The organism is Corynebacterium ulceribovis DSM 45146 (assembly GCF_000372445.1).
Lineage (GTDB): Bacteria > Actinomycetota > Actinomycetes > Mycobacteriales > Mycobacteriaceae > Corynebacterium > Corynebacterium ulceribovis.
This window is the reverse complement of the sequence record NZ_AQUY01000002.1, coordinates 572,715-587,506: the sequence shown is the minus strand read 5'-3', so window position 1 is coordinate 587,506 and position 14,792 is coordinate 572,715. Positions and strand designations below refer to the sequence as shown.

The 14,792-nt window shown below is 59.6% G+C and carries 12 protein-coding genes; 2 read left to right on the top strand and 10 right to left on the bottom strand.

Annotated features, from left to right (window positions below):
• Positions 1-10 precede the first annotated feature (10 nt).
• Complete coding sequence (locus A3EC_RS0108255; protein WP_018024715.1) at positions 11-1,285, top strand: amidohydrolase; 1,275 nt, start codon at positions 11-13, stop codon at positions 1,283-1,285.
• A gap of 28 nt (positions 1,286-1,313) precedes the next feature.
• Here A3EC_RS0108255 and A3EC_RS0108250 read toward each other — a convergent pair whose 3' ends face one another.
• The 8 genes from A3EC_RS0108250 to arsB all read right to left on the bottom strand — a co-directional run bounded on the left by A3EC_RS0108250 (position 1,314) and on the right by arsB (position 12,082).
• Positions 1,314-2,417 (bottom strand): alkene reductase, encoded by a 1,104-nt coding sequence (locus tag A3EC_RS0108250; RefSeq protein WP_026162340.1) that lies wholly within the window; start codon positions 2,415-2,417, stop codon positions 1,314-1,316.
• A 114-nt stretch (positions 2,418-2,531) separates the two neighbouring features.
• The gene (gene glgP, locus A3EC_RS0108245; RefSeq protein WP_026162339.1) at positions 2,532-5,138 is read right to left on the bottom strand and encodes an alpha-glucan family phosphorylase; all 2,607 of its coding nucleotides are present in this window, start codon (positions 5,136-5,138) and stop codon (positions 2,532-2,534) included.
• 188 nt (positions 5,139-5,326) lie between these two features.
• Positions 5,327-6,745: a pyruvate kinase gene (gene pyk, locus A3EC_RS0108240; RefSeq protein WP_026162338.1), complete on the bottom strand. Its 1,419-nt coding sequence runs from the start codon at positions 6,743-6,745 to the stop codon at positions 5,327-5,329.
• Positions 6,746-6,755: 10 nt separating this feature from the next.
• Positions 6,756-7,742 (bottom strand): prolipoprotein diacylglyceryl transferase, encoded by a 987-nt coding sequence (gene lgt / locus A3EC_RS0108235; protein ID WP_018024711.1) that lies wholly within the window; start codon positions 7,740-7,742, stop codon positions 6,756-6,758.
• A 42-nt stretch (positions 7,743-7,784) separates the two neighbouring features.
• A complete protein-coding gene (gene trpA, locus A3EC_RS0108230) occupies positions 7,785-8,573 on the bottom strand; it encodes a tryptophan synthase subunit alpha (protein WP_018024710.1) in 789 nt (262 codons plus the stop codon).
• A complete protein-coding gene (trpB, locus tag A3EC_RS0108225; RefSeq protein ID WP_083879997.1) occupies positions 8,573-9,928 on the bottom strand; it encodes a tryptophan synthase subunit beta in 1,356 nt (451 codons plus the stop codon). Before trpB ends, trpA begins: the two co-directional genes overlap by 1 nt.
• A gap of 118 nt (positions 9,929-10,046) precedes the next feature.
• On the bottom strand, positions 10,047-10,847 hold the full coding sequence (gene trpC / locus A3EC_RS0108220; protein WP_026162336.1) for an indole-3-glycerol phosphate synthase TrpC: 801 nt from the start codon (positions 10,845-10,847) through the stop codon (positions 10,047-10,049).
• A 134-nt stretch (positions 10,848-10,981) separates the two neighbouring features.
• The gene (gene arsB, locus A3EC_RS0108215; RefSeq protein WP_018024707.1) at positions 10,982-12,082 is read right to left on the bottom strand and encodes an ACR3 family arsenite efflux transporter; all 1,101 of its coding nucleotides are present in this window, start codon (positions 12,080-12,082) and stop codon (positions 10,982-10,984) included.
• 64 nt (positions 12,083-12,146) lie between these two features.
• Between arsB and A3EC_RS0108210 the strand changes: the two genes are divergently transcribed.
• Complete coding sequence (locus A3EC_RS0108210) at positions 12,147-12,461, top strand: ArsR/SmtB family transcription factor (RefSeq protein WP_018024706.1); 315 nt, start codon at positions 12,147-12,149, stop codon at positions 12,459-12,461.
• 17 nt (positions 12,462-12,478) lie between these two features.
• On the opposite strand, the gene A3EC_RS0108205 is transcribed toward A3EC_RS0108210, so the two are convergent.
• Both A3EC_RS0108205 and A3EC_RS0108200 read right to left on the bottom strand, forming a co-directional pair.
• Positions 12,479-13,156, bottom strand: a complete 678-nt coding sequence (locus A3EC_RS0108205; RefSeq protein ID WP_018024705.1) for a TIGR02234 family membrane protein — start codon at positions 13,154-13,156, stop codon at positions 12,479-12,481.
• Entirely contained in the window at positions 13,157-14,695 is a 1,539-nt protein-coding gene (locus A3EC_RS0108200; protein ID WP_018024704.1) for an anthranilate synthase component I, read from the bottom strand.
• Between the last annotated feature and the right edge of the window lie 97 nt (positions 14,696-14,792).

Sequence of the window (14,792 nt, the reverse complement as noted above, 5' to 3'; positions counted from 1 at the left end):
TCGTTGAATCATGTCGAACATTGATTCTCTGTGCCCGGATCGCATCGCCGAGTTGGTCGCCACCGCACCAGCTAGTTTGGAATGGCAGTCGCCGTTTTACCGGAAGATGCACGCCAACCCCGAGCTGTCCGGGCAGGAGGAGCAGACCGCGGGCCGGATCGCGGCGAAGCTGCGCGATATTGATGGCCAAATCCTCACCGGCATTGGCGGCCACAGTGTTATCCACGTGATGCGTAACCCCGCCGATGATGGCACGCCGGGCCCAGTGGTGTTGCTCCGCGCTGATATTGATGGGCTGCCGGTCACGGAGAACACCGGTTCGCCGTTCGCGTCGGTGGCCACTGCCCGCAATGACCAGGGTGAGTTGGTCGGCACGATGCATGCGTGCGGCCACGATATGCACACCACCGCCGGGTTGGGTGCAACGTTCATGTTGGATGCGTTGCGCGATAAGTGGGCGGGGACGGTGGTCACCCTATTCCAGCCGGCGGAGGAAACCACTTCGGGGGCGCAGGCAATGCTTGATGACGAATTGGCCGAGAAGATCCCGGCGCCAGATGTCTGTTTGGCGCAGCATATTGTTCCGGGGCCTGCCGGTCAGGTCATGAGTATGGCTGGCCCGGCGCTGGCTGGTTGCGACACCATCACTATTACGCTCAGTGGCCAGTCGGCTCATGCGTCGATGCCACATAATGCTATTGACCCGACGTACCTGGCGGCAATGATCGTGGTGCGGCTTCAGGGCATCGTTGGCCGTGAGGTGGCCCCGCAGGAGTTTGCGGTGGTCAGTGTCGGCACGTTGCAATCGGGCAATTCCAATAACACCATCCCGCAGACCGCGAAGCTGGTGCTTAATTGCCGCTACTACTCAGAGGCGGTTCGTCAACAAGTAACTGCTGCAATTGAACGGATAGCTCGCGGTGAAGCAATCGCCTCGGGATGCCTGCATGAGCCAACATTCGAGTATTCCTGCCGCGGCGAAATCACCGATAATTCCGATGCCGTGTTCGCCTCCGTCCGGCCAGCCTTCGACGCAGTGTTCGGCGATGATTCCGTCGATGCGCAGGCCTGGACTGCGAGCGAAGACTTCTCCGTCATCCCGCGTGGCCTCGGGGCACCATACCTGTATTGGACTGTTGGGGCGACTCCGCGGGAGTTGTGGGCGACGGGGAAGAATATCCCGTCCAACCACATGGATAACTTCCTGCCGGATGAAGAACCAGTCATGGCGGCGACCACGAAGGCACTGGCAGCTGCGGCATTGGCGAACCTGGCGGCGCGTTAACCGCCAGCTGCGACGAGTTAGCGATGAGTTACCCCTGGTAGGAAGGGTAATCGGTGTACCCTTCCGCCGTCTGGGTGTAGTAGGTCTCCGGGTTGGCTTCCGCCAGTGGTGCTCCGGTGCGCAGCCGCTCAACGAGGTCTGGGTTGGCAATGTAGTCCCGCCCAAAGCCAATCAAATCGGCGCAGCCCTTATTCAGGTAATCCTCAGCCCGCTCCTTGGTCATACCGCCGGTGACGATCACTGGCCCGGCGAAGGTATCCCGGAACTTTGGCAACCACTGCGGCGAAATCCCCGGATGCCCACCGCGGCCGGTATACGCTTGGTCATTGAAGTGCACATAGGCCACTTTGCCGGAGAGCGCGTCGCCCAGAGCCAGGTAGGTTTCTGAGATTTCCGGGTACAGCGGCGCCCCGGAGGCAGTCCCCCACGGTGACAGCCGAATACCGGTGCGGTTTTTACCGATTTGCTTGGTGACGGCAGCGACCACCTCTAGTGGAAAACGCAGCCGGTTTTCCACTGTGAATGCGTGGTAGGAATCTGAGCGGTCATTGATATTCGGGTTGATGAACTGCTCAATCAGGTAGCCGTTGGCCGCATGGATTTCCACACCGTCGAAACCGGCGTCCATCGCGTTTTCTGCAGCGCGGGCATAGTCGCGGATTGTCTTGGCAATCTGGTCGGTGTTCATGCCTTGTGGCGCAGTTGGTTCGACGAAGCGGGCTTCGCCGCTGGCATCAAAAATGTAGGCTCGCGCTCGGTCCGTGCCATGAGAGGTCGAGGACAGCGGCGCACCATTGTCTGGTTGCAGCGCTGCGTGGGAGACTCGGCCGACGTGCCACAGCTGTGCGAAGATACGGCCGCCAGCCTCATGCACCGCGTCGGTGACTTGCGCCCAACCATCGACTTGGTGGTTGGTCCAGATTCCGGGCACAGCAGCGAAGCCACGGGCTTCCTCTGAGATGAAGGTGCCTTCAGCGATGATGAGCCCGGCGGTGGCACGCTGCCGGTAGTACTCTGCGATGAGTTCGTTGGCGGCTTGGCCAGGTGCGCGGGTTCGGGTCAGCGGTGCCATCACAACCCGGTTAGGAAGCGTCAGTTTTCCAACGTCGATGGGGTTGTGTAGCGAGATCACCGGGACACGGTCCTTTCCTTGTGGCCAAAATAACGCGCAACCCGGGGCGCCAGTGGCAGTCCCCGGGTGGGAGCGTGGGCTAATTGCCCACACCTTACTCTTAACTCACCTGTTTTACAGGTAACGGATAAGTCCCAGTTCCGCTGGGGACACCAGTAGCTGGTGCTTTGGCACCACGCGAGCAGTCCAACCGAAGTTGCCTGGCTCGTTGGTGGTGAAGCTTGCCTGGTAGCGACCGTCAGCAGCTTCCGACATTTCGTAGGTCACTGGATCGATGAGCTCCCCGTGGCCGTCAACACGCCCAACGAGGGCCTGCACTCGGACGTCCTCAGCGGTGAGGGTGCCCAGCTCCACATCGACGGACAGGGACAGTTCCTGGCCGGCGGTGGTGTATGCCTGCTCCGAAGTTGGGGTGCCAGCTGCTTCTGCCTGCGACAGGGACACATTTGGCCATGCCTGCTCCACGCGGCTCTTCCAGTTGACGAACTGGCGTGAGGTGTCGCGGTCCGAGGAAATCAGGCGGGCGAAGTGGTCCGATGGGCGGTAGTACTCTTCGGTGTAGTCGCGCACCATGCGGGTGGAGGTCACCATTGGCGACAGTTCCAGCATCGACTTGCGGACGCGGGCCAGCCACTCCGTTGGCATGCCATTGTCGTCGCGGTCGTAGAACATTGGCACAATCTGGTGCTCCAGAATGTCGTACATGGCCTGCGATTCCAGGTGGTCGCGGTAGCCGCGGTCTGGGGAATCGACGGTTGGGATGGTCCAGCCGTAACCTTCCTGTGGCATTTCATCCCACCAGCCGTCAGAGATCGACAGGGTCATGCAGCCGTTCATGATGGCCTTCATGCCGGAGGTACCGGATGCTTCCTGTGGGCGAACTGGGTTGTTCAGCCAAATGTCGGAGCCGGAAATCAGGTAGGACGCGAGCTCAATGTCGTAGTCCGGCAGGAAGAGGAAACGGTCGCGGACACCGGCGGCGTCAGCGTAATGCACGATTTCCTGCATCAGCTTCTTACCGTCCTGGTCATGCGGGTGCGCCTTACCTGCAATGACGAACTGAACTGGGCGTTCTGGGTTCAGCAGGATAGAACGCAGGCGTTCTGGTTCGCGAAGCATCAGGGTCAGGCGCTTGTAGGTGGACACACGACGTGCGAAACCAACGGTCAGCACGTTCGGGTCGAGGACACGGTCGGTCCAGAACAGCTGTGCTTCATTCTGGCCGCGGTGCTGCCACGACTCACGCAGCGACTTGCGGGCGACGGTGACGAGGTCGCTACGCAGCTGATTACGCAGGTCCCACAGTTCTTCGTCTGTGAAGGCATCGGTCTTTGGCCAGCTGTCTGCCACCGACAGGTCAGCTTCGCCGGAAGCGCGGTCAATCAGGTCGCGAGCACCAGGCTTGACCCACGTTGGCAGGTGCACACCGTTGGTGACCGAACCGATTGGGACCTCCTCACCGAAGTAGCCCGGGTACAGGGACTGGAACATCTCACGGGAAACTACACCGTGCAGCTTGGCAACACCGTTAGCGCGCTGCGACAGGCGCAGACCCATGTGCGCCATGTTGAAGCGGGATGGGTCCTGCTCACGGCCGAGGTCAATGGAGCGGTCCAGTGGCACACCTGGGCACAGCTGCTTGTCTTCTGGCAGGCCTTCGCCGAGGTAGCGGCGCACCAGCGACATGTCGAAGCGGTCGATACCAGCTGGCACTGGAGTGTGGGTGGTGAAAATGGATGCGGCGCGGACCTCAGCCAACGCAGCGTCGAAGTCCTTGCCGTCCAGCATGCGTTCGCGGATGCGCTCCAGCCCCATGAAACCGGCGTGGCCTTCGTTCATGTGGGCAACACGTGGCCGGGCTAGGCCCTTAGCGTCGCAGAAAGCGTTGACGGCGCGGACACCACCGACACCGAGGATCAGTTCCTGCTTGACGCGGTGTTCCGAGTCGCCGCCGTAGAGGCGGTCGGTGATTTCGCGCTGATCTGGGTCATTGGCGTCAATGTTGGTATCCAGCAGCAGTAGCGGGATGCGGCCAACCTGAGCTACCCACAGGGACACGGTCACCTTGCGCTCATCTGGGAAGGCAACTTCTACTTCCACCTGCTTGCCAGAGGCATCCAGCACTGGTTCAACTGGCAGGTCCTTCGGGTCGTGTGCCTCGTAGGTTTCCTGCTGCCAGCCATCAGCAGACAGGGACTGTGCGAAGTAGCCGTAGGTGTACAGCAAACCAACACCGATCAGCGGCACACCCAAGTCCGATGCGGACTTCATGTGGTCACCGGACAGCACGCCGAGGCCACCAGAGTAAATCGGCAGGGATGGGTGGATACCGAATTCCATCGAGAAGTAGGCCGCGATTGGGTCGGTGGAGGTGCGGTCGGTCTGGCCGACGGTGGCCTGGTCGGTTTCCATGTGCTCGGCGTGGGATACCTGGAACCACAGGGAGTTCGACAGATAGGCGTCGAGGTCGTCCTTTTCGGTACGTAGTGCGCCGATGAACTCGTCGTCGTGTGCGAGTTCTTCGAGGCGATCGAAGGACACTTCACGGAGCAGGTGCTTTGGATTGTGACCAGTCGATTCCCAGAGTTCTGGATCGATGCTGCGGAACAAATCCTGGGTCTGGCGACGCCAGGACCAACGCAGGTTCAGAGCCAATTCCCACAGTGGGAACAGCGACTTGGGAAGGTTGAATGACACATGTACTGAGGCAGATGCTTTCACATGTAACAGACTAACTGTGCCCCACCGGTTTTGCAGACCGGAATCTGCCGTTGACCACCACAGACAGCAAAATCGTCCGCGGGTAGCACAAAAGCCAGCTCGTGGGCTGCACACCGCGTGTTAGACGTCACAGTGTGGTACCCCCGAGCTGGCTTCGCAACCGCAGAAAAGTCCGCTCCAGAACCGGGCTAGTTTGCGTAATCCTCACCCAGCAGGTGCACATGGATCAGGTTGGTGTTGCCTTCAAACCCTGGCGGTGTACCAGCAACCACAACCATCATGTCGCCGCTGTGGTACTCCGGCATCGACAGCAGTGCCTTATCCAGCTCACGCATCATGCCGTCCGTGGTTTCCACCGGCGGCACCAGGAACACTTCCGCACCCCAAGTCAAAGCCAGCTGGGAGCGCACGGACTGTTCTGGGGTGAACACCAGAAGTGGCAGCGGCGAGTGCAGTCGGGCCACACGGCGAGCGGTATCACCAGAGGAGGTAAAGGCCACGATAGCGCGGGCGTTGAGGCGCTCACCGATGTCGCGGGCGGCGTAGGAGATGACGCCACGCTTGGTCCGAGGAATATGCGTCAGCGGCGGTACCTGCCCGTTTTCTTCCGCAGCCATGACAATGCGCGCCATGGTCTTCACGGTGGTCACTGGGTGCTTACCGATGGAGGTTTCACCGGACAGCATCACTGCGTCCGCGCCGTCAAGCACAGCGTTCGCCACGTCGGAGGCTTCCGCACGGGTTGGGCGGGAGTTCTCGATCATCGAGTCCAGCATCTGGGTCGCAACAATGACCGGCTTGGCGTTTTCACGCGCAATCTGGATGGCGCGCTTTTGCATCATTGGCACCGATTCCAGCGGCACTTCCACACCGAGGTCACCTCGGGCAACCATCACGGCATCAAACGCCAGGATGATAGCTTCTAGTGCTTCGATTGCTTCTGGCTTTTCCAGCTTCGCAATGATTGGCACGCGGCGGCCCACTTCGTCCATGACGTTGTGCACCAGTTCCACGTCTGCTGGGCTACGTACGAAGGACAGTGCGATGAAGTCAACGCCCAGTTTCAGTGCAAAGCGCAGGTCGCGGACGTCCTTTTCGGACAGTGCCGGCACGGAAATATTCATCCCCGGCAGGGACACACCCTTGTTGTTGGACACTGGGCCACCTTCGGTGACCTTACAGATGACGTCGTTTCCGTCGACACCGATGCATTCCAAGCCAACTTTGCCATCGTCGACAAGCAGTCGGTCCCCTGGCTTCGCGTCTTTCGCCAGGTTTTTGTAGGTGGTCGACACGCGGTCGTGGGTGCCTTGGATATCGTCGACGGTGATGCGGACTTCTTCGCCGTCCGCCCAGTATTCTTCACCGTTGATGAAGCGGCCGAGGCGAATCTTTGGGCCCTGCAGGTCGGCAAGGATACCGACGGCGCGGCCGGTTTCGTCGGATGCTTCACGCACCCACTTGTAGTTTTGTTCGTGGTCAGGGTGGTCGCCGTGCGAGAAATTCAGCCGGGCGACGTCCATGCCAGCGTTGACAAGGTCAAGGATGCCATTTTTGCTAGCTACGGCCGGTCCAAGGGTACATACGATCTTTGTTCGTCTATCCACGTCTTTTACCCTAGTCATCTGCGGCGCGTTGGGCAGGTTTGGCCTCCGGCTGAGTCATTTTTGCCCTGTTTTCGCTTGTTGACGTTGTGTTTTCGTCGGATTCGGACTTGCCGGCAACTGTCGCTGGGTCCTCACGCTCACCTTTGCGGAGCAGCAAGAATGCCACTGCAGCCACGAACACGATGATGGACATGATGGTGTTGATTCGCATGCCGAAGAATTCGTTAGCCGAGTCCGAACGCATCTGCTCAATCCAGAACCGGCCAGCGGTGTACCCAGCAACATAGAGTGCGAACAGTCGACCCCGGCCCATTCGGAAGCGCTTGTCGGCCCACACCAGCAGCAGGCAGATGAACACATTCCACAGCAGCTCATACAGGAAAGTTGGGTGCACGGTGGTTAGGACTTCACCGGTGGATCGGCCCGCAACTTGGTCGATGTACCCGGCGTCGTTGACGCGGCGGTAAATCTCTAATGCCCATGGGACATCAGTTGGGCGGCCATAGAGCTCCTGGTTAAACCAGTTGCCAAGCCTACCAATGGCCTGCGCCAAAATCAGTGGCGGTGCAACCGCATCGGCGAAGGGGCCAAGAGGCTTGCCCTTATAGGCCAGTACACCCCATACTGCGAGCGCCCCGAAGAGTACTGCACCCCAAATACCGAGCCCACCTGCGGTGATATTGAGCGCTTGCCATGGGTTTTTGCCCGCACCGAAATACAGTTGATTGTCCGTCACCACGTGGTAAACACGGCCGCCGATAATACCGGCAGGCACGGCAAACAGCGCCGCATCGATGACGGTATCGGCGTCACCGCCACGAGCTACGTAGCGTTTACTGGTCCACCACAGCGCCACCACGATGCCCGCCAGAATGCAGAGGGCGTATGCGCGGATGGTGATGGGGCCAACATCCCACACACCTTGTGGCGGCGATGGGATGATGGCGCGGGTTACAGCGGCTGACGCCGCGTGGGCAACAGAAGCAATTGAGATCACGCGCCCAGTGTACTGGGCGCTGCCCCACGGCTGGGCGGTCAGCTAAAACTGGCCGCGGACACCGGCTGCAAGTTCGTTTGCCAGCTGGTCCAGCTTTTCCGGGCCTTTTTCCGCGGCGGTAATCAGTACGGAACCAACAATGATGCCGTCGGCGAACTGCGACAATTCCGCAGCCTGCTTCCCGGTTTTCACGCCCAAACCGACGCAGGCCGGGATGTCGGAAATCTCGCGGACTCGTTCGACCAATTCCCCGGCGGAAGAGCCGATGGATTCGCGGGCACCGGTCACCCCCATGTGGCTGGTGACGTACACGAATCCCCGGGATGCCGCGGTTGTAATCTTCAATCGTTCAGCGGTCGACGATGGTGCCACCAGGAAAATCGGGTCGATGCCGTACTTTTCACATGCCGCAATCCACTCGCCTGCTTCTTCCGGAATCAGGTCTGGGATAATCGCACCGAGTCCCCCAGCTTTGGCAAAGTCCTTCGCGAACTTTTCTGGGCCGTACTGCAACACAAGGTTGTAGTAGGTCATGAACACACAGTTGCCGCCGTAGGAGGTGACTTCGTGGACCACGTCGAAGAAGTCGCGAACCCGGAATCCATTGTCTAAGGCCACGTTGGCTGCTGCTTGAATGGTCGGGCCGTCCATCATTGGGTCCGAAAACGGCAAGCCAACCTCGATGAGGTCCACTCCGGCGTCAACGAGGGACTTCAGGTTGGTGATGGACTCTTCAACGGTGGGGAAACCTGCTGGATAGTAGGCGATGAACGCGCCGCGGTTTTCAGCTTTCGCGCCCTGGAGGATGTCCGTGATGGTGTCCTGGTTCATTACTTCGCCTCTCCGCCCGCAGTTTTCGTGATGGGTTGGTCTTCGCGGTCACGGACCGCACCGAGCAATGTTTGCTTATCGACGATTGGGGCGCCGTCACGCAGCCCAAACCAACGAGCTGCAGTATCCACGTCCTTGTCGCCGCGGCCGGACAGGTTGACCACCACAATGTCATCTTCGGCCATGTCCTCGGCCACCTTGATCGCAGCAGCTACCGCGTGCGCCGATTCAATCGCCGGGATGATGCCTTCTTGCTGGGACAGCAGTCGGAAGGCGGCCATGGCTTCCCGGTCAGAAATCCCGATGTATTCAGCACGGCCCTTGGCTGCCAGCCACGAGTGTTCTGGCCCGACACCTGGGTAATCCAAACCAGCGGACACCGAGTAGGACTCAATAATCTGGCCGTCCTGATCTTGCAGCAAATCCGCGTAGGAGCCCTGGAACACACCTGGGCGACCACCGGAGATTGCCGCGGCATGACGTCCGGTTTCTAGCCCGTCACCGCCGGCTTCGGCACCGATGAGGCGAACACCTTCGTCATCAATGAAGTGGTGGAACAGACCAATGGCATTGGAGCCGCCACCGATGCAGGCGATCACCGCATCAGGCAGACGACCAGTTTGTGCTTGGATTTGCTGGCGTGCTTCGGCGCCGATGATGCGCTGGAAGTCGCGGACCATCCGTGGGAATGGGTGTGGTCCGGCGGCGGTACCGAAGCAGTAGTAGGTGTTGTCGGCATTGGCCACCCAGTAGCGCATTGCTTCATTGATAGCGTCTTTCAGCGTTGCGGAACCGGCATCCACTTCGATGACTTCCGCGCCGAGCAGTCGCATTCGGGCAATGTTCAGGGCTTGCCGCGCTGCGTCCACTGCACCCATGTAGATGCGGCAGTTGAGTCCAAGCAGTGCGCAGGCGGTTGCGGTGGCAACGCCATGCTGGCCGGCGCCGGTCTCCGCGATGACGTCAGTCTTGCCCATGTTTTTCGCCAACAGCACCTGGCCGAGCACATTGTTGATCTTGTGCGAACCGGTGTGGTTCAGGTCTTCACGCTTGAGGTAGACCTGGGTGCCGATGGTTTTGGAGAAGTTTTTCGCGTGGTACAGCGGCGATGGGCGGCCGGTGTAGTCGCGCTGCAGGTCGTCGAGTGCCTGCTGGAACTCCGGGTCCAGGCGCGACTTTTCGTACGCGTCGGTGACTTCCTCAATGACAGCCATCAGTGCTTCTGGAACGAAGCGGCCACCCCATTCCTGCCAGTGGCCGGAATCGGTTGGTTCGGAAGAGGTGGTCGCGGCAATGACTTGCCCCATGGTGGGCAGCGCGTTGCCGCTGGCGTCGATGTTTTTGAAGTCGTTCATGGTCACAGGTTCCATTGTGCAGTATCACCGCCGGTGATGTGGCGGCTGGTCGGAATTTTGGGTCCGGGTGATGAGGCCGGAGTGGTGAAGTTGGCGGTCTTACAGGGCTACTTGCCGCCTATAGAAAGGAGGGGTGTTGTCCGGCACTGACCAGCGTGCGCGCAGCTGCCTCAGGGTCACCAGCGGTGACCAGTGATTGTCCAACAAGCACCGCATCAGCACCCGCTGCCCCATAGTTCAACAGGTCTTTGCGGGTTTTGATGCCAGATTCAGCGATTTTGATGACGTCGACTGGCAGCCCGGGTGCGATTTCGCTGAAGGTTTCCATGCGCACTTTCAGGGTCTTGAGGTCGCGGGCGTTAATCCCGATGACTTTTGCACCTGCGGCCAGTGCCCGGTCGGCTTCTTCCGCGGTGTGCACTTCTACCAGCGCGGTCATGCCGAGTGATTCGGTGCGGTCCAGCAGCGATACCAAGGTGTCTTGGTCAAGCATGGCCACAATCAGCAAGATGACGTCTGCCCCATAAGCGCGGGCTTCGTGGATTTGGTACGGCCCGACGATGAAGTCTTTGCGAAGCATCGGGATGTCCACTGCTGCTCGGACTGCACTGAAGTCAGCGAGTGAGCCGTTGAAGCGTCGTTCTTCGGTCAGGCAGGAAATGATGGCTGCCCCGGCTCGTTCGTAGGCGCTGGCTAGTTCTGCTGGCGATGGAATGTCTGCCAGTGGCCCGGCAGATGGGCTGGCGCGTTTTACTTCCGCGATTACGTTGACACCGGGCGCCGATAGTGCGGCGATGGCGTCGAGAGCGGGCGGCGCGTCTTTCGACCTGGCCTTGATTTCCTTATAGGGAACGAGCTCCTCGCGCGCGGCAACGTCTTCACGCACACCAGCGACAATCTCATCGAGCACAGTCGTCATGCGGTCCCCCATCTCTAGAGTCATCGGTTAGTCGCTTTCGCTTCCGGAAGTAACCGTAGCCGGGGTCATACTATTTTCCCTAAACGGGTGAGGTCACATGTTGACTGCCCAGCTTAAAGTGGGCAGCACTGGGGCTATTTATTCCCCGCTGCAAGCGTGCCTATTGACGAGTTTGCTGATTGACGTGCTGGCACCGTGGTATCTCCGGGAAATAGCTTCGGTCCAAGCCACAGCGTCAGATACACCAAACCAACAAGGACGGGGATCTCAATGAGAGGTCCAATGGTGCCGGCCAGAGCCTGCGGTGAGGTGGCGCCAAAAGTGCCGATGGACACGGCAATGGCCAGCTCAAAGTTATTGCCAGCTGCGGTAAAGGCAACAGATGAGGACTGGGCGTAATTCATCCGCAGGGCGCGGGCAGCAAAGAGCGCGATCAGGAACATGCCGACGAAGTAGCCGAGCAGTGGCAGCGCGAGGCTGACAACCGTCCACGGCTGCGACGTGATCTGCTCTCCTTGCAGGGAAAACAGCAGCACGATGGTATAAAGCAGCCCAATCAGGGCTAGCGGTGAGATGGCCGGCAAGAACCGGTCTTCGTACCATTCGCGACCGTTAATTTTCTCACCGAGCACGCGAGATAGCGCACCTGCCAGCAGTGGGATACCAAGGAATACCAGCACGGAACCGACAATTGCCCAGAAAGAGAACTGTACGGAGGTGGTTTCTAAACCAAGCCAGGTAGGCAAGGTTTGTAGATAGAACCACCCGAGGATGCCGTACATCAGGACTTGGAAGATGGAGTTGAGCGCAACCAGCAACGTGGTTGCTTCGCGGTCCGCACAGGATAAGTCACTCCAGACCAGAACCATGGCAATGCACCGAGCTAGGCCAACGATAATCAGACCGGTGCGCAGTTCCGGTTGGTCCGGCAGGAAAATCCAAGCGAGCGCAAACATGAGTGCGGGACCCACTATCCAGTTGAGTCCGAGGGAAAGAAGCATCAAGGTGCGGTCTGCTGCGACTGCTCCGATTTTGTCGTAGCGCACTTTGGCAAGTGGCGGGTACATCATCACCAGCAGTCCAAGTGCAATTGGCAGCGAAATACCGCCGACTTCGAGCGTGGAAAGACCGTCGCTCAGCCCGGGAATCAAGCGCCCAAGGAGGAGGCCAGCGGCCATGGCAAGCAGGATCCAGACTGGTAGAAATTTATCCAGAAATGACATATTGAGCTTCATCGATATATCAGGATAATTGACATATTGATAGTCGTCAATATGAAGTGCGTATACTGTGGGAACCATGACCGATTGCTGTTCCCTGGGCTCAGGTCCGCTTAACGACGATGCCGCACTGCGCTATGCGAATCTATTCAGTGTGCTCGCCGACCCAACGCGTCTCCAGATTTTGTCCGAACTTGCAGCTGCCGGCTGCGAGCCAAAGACCGTCAGCGAAGTCACCGACATTGTTGGCCTGAGCCAACCAACAGTGTCACACCATCTGAAACGACTGACCGAGGCCGGACTGCTCGAGAAAGTACGCGCCGGCCGGTCCGTCACTCACCACATCAAGCCGGATGTATTTGCCGACCTGCGCACCGTGCTGCATATGGACTAGCGCTTTAGGGCATTTTTTTACCGATGCTCAGTCGGGTCAATATCGGCATCAAGTGCGTCCCACAGCACGCGACCGGATGTCGGGTCGGCGGCAAGATCCTGTTCGACTTTGCTCTTGCGAGCTTCTGGGTTGTCGTACTTCGCGGAGTCTTTCGCAGCCCCTGGCTGCATCGCCATCAAGATGCCACCAAAGATAGCGCAGGCAGCTGCCGCAATCGCGATGACAGCTGGCAGTGCAATAGCATCCACAGCCGTGAGCTGTGCCCAGTCGGAGAGCATGGTGGGGTCGCTCGCACGTTGAGTTGCCGCGCCGGAGGTGAGTAAGTCACGGGCGCGCTGCGGGTCTGGGTCAGTGCTGAGCAGTTGGATAGCTGGCCAAGCGGCGACCATCCCAACAATCGCAACCACAACCCCGAGGATGCGGCGGCCTAGCCGACGTAGAATCAGCGCCGCTGCAGCGCCCGCAAGCAGGGCCAAGGCCCACGCTGTGAGTTCTGGCGCCCAGGTGCCGCCGACGATGCTGTTGGTGGATTCACCAGACTTGTCGTCGAATGCTTCTACCGACACCCAGCCCATGCGGCTGGAGGCAAAAAGCAGCAGCGATGCCAGCACAATCAGTAACTGAGCGATCAGCGCCCGTCGATTCGGCTTCGTCCGACCTGCTTGTGCTTTTTCCTCCGTCACAGCTTCCTCCATCTAGCTCACAGTGCGCAGAGTTTGCGCGGCGGCAACAGCCGCCAATACCGCAGCGGACTTATTGAGTGTCTCGTCGTCTTCCATTGCTGGGTCAGACTCCGCCACGATGCCGCCACCGGCTTGCACATACACTGTGCCATCTTTGACCAAACCAGAGCGAATAGTGATCGCCTGGTCGGTGTTTCCCGACAGGTCAAAGTACCCTACTGTGCCGCCGTAGAATCCGCGGCGAGTGTCTTCCAATTCGTCAATAAGCGCAAGGGCCTTGACCCGTGGGGCGCCGGAAAGGGTGCCGGCCGGGAAGTTGGCGATGAAGGCGTCGACGGGGCCGCGGCCGTCGGCAAGGGTGCCGGAAACGGTGGAGACAAGGTGCATGACGTGGGAATAGCGTTCGATGCGGAAGGCGTTGGTCACTTCGACGGTGCCGGGTGCGGCGGCCTTGCTGATGTCGGATACCCCAAGGTCAATGAGCATTTGATGCTCGACGTTTTCCTTCTCGTCGGCGCGCAATTCTGCTTCCAAGGCAACGTCTTCGGCCTCGGTGGCGCCGCGCGGACGGGTACCGCCAATCGGGTGGGTGGTGGCGATGCCGCCCTGCACCGACACGAGTGATTCCGGCGAAGAACCGACAATCTGGAATGCGGTATCGGTGAAGTCATCGGTCGGCAGGTTAAGCAGGAACATGTACGGGCTCGGGTTCGAAATCCGCAGCATCCGGTAAATGTCGAGCGCGGTGGCATCAGTGTCCATCTCAAAACGCTGCGAGAGCACCACCTGGCCCGCTTCCCCATCGGCGCAGCGCTGACGCAGCTGCTCCACCCGGCGCATATGCTCCTCGCGGCTGCGCTGGCGACGGAAGTTCGGCTTGGCAGTGGCATCAAAAAGCGCAGGGCTAAGCAAATCGGATGGTGCCGGGGAGGCCAATCGGCGCTGCATCTCGGCAATACGCGCGACCGCATCGTCATAGGCTTGGTCGACGCGCTCGTCGCTGCCATCCCAATTCACCGCGTTCGCAATCAGCGTGATGACGCCCTGGTGGTGGTCGAAAACCGCAAGATCTTCTACCAGAATCTGCATCATCTCCGGCATGTGCAGGTCATTTTCGCAGGTGTCTGGAATGTCTTCGACATAGCGGATGATGTCGTGGCTGAAGAAGCCGACGAAGCCGCTGCTCAATGGCGGCATTCCGGGCACGGAATCGGTGTGCAGGAGTTCTAGTGTTTCCGCAAGAGCCTTGAGTGGCTGGCCGGTGGGTGCCCACGCTGGTGCCTGCCCGATCCACACAGTTTCGCCATCTTTGACGGTCAGCGCCGTGCGCGCACCACAACCAATGTAGCTGTAGCGCGACCACGACTGCCCAACCGCCGCCGATTCCAAAAGAAATGACCCAGGCCGGCCATGAGCCAGCTTGGTGTAGGCGCTGAGTGCAGTGTCCGCATCCGCGAGGAACTGCCGCACAACTGGAACCACCCGGTGGGTAGCAGCCAGAGTGTGGAATTCTTCGCGGCTGGTGACCTGCGCAAGTTGTGTAACAGGCATGCGACTAGTGTGCCACGCCACTTTCGCTGCCGGAAGAAAAATTACGCGGCGGATTAATTAGTAAAAAGCGCACTGATTCTCGGCGCTTTATCAGGTG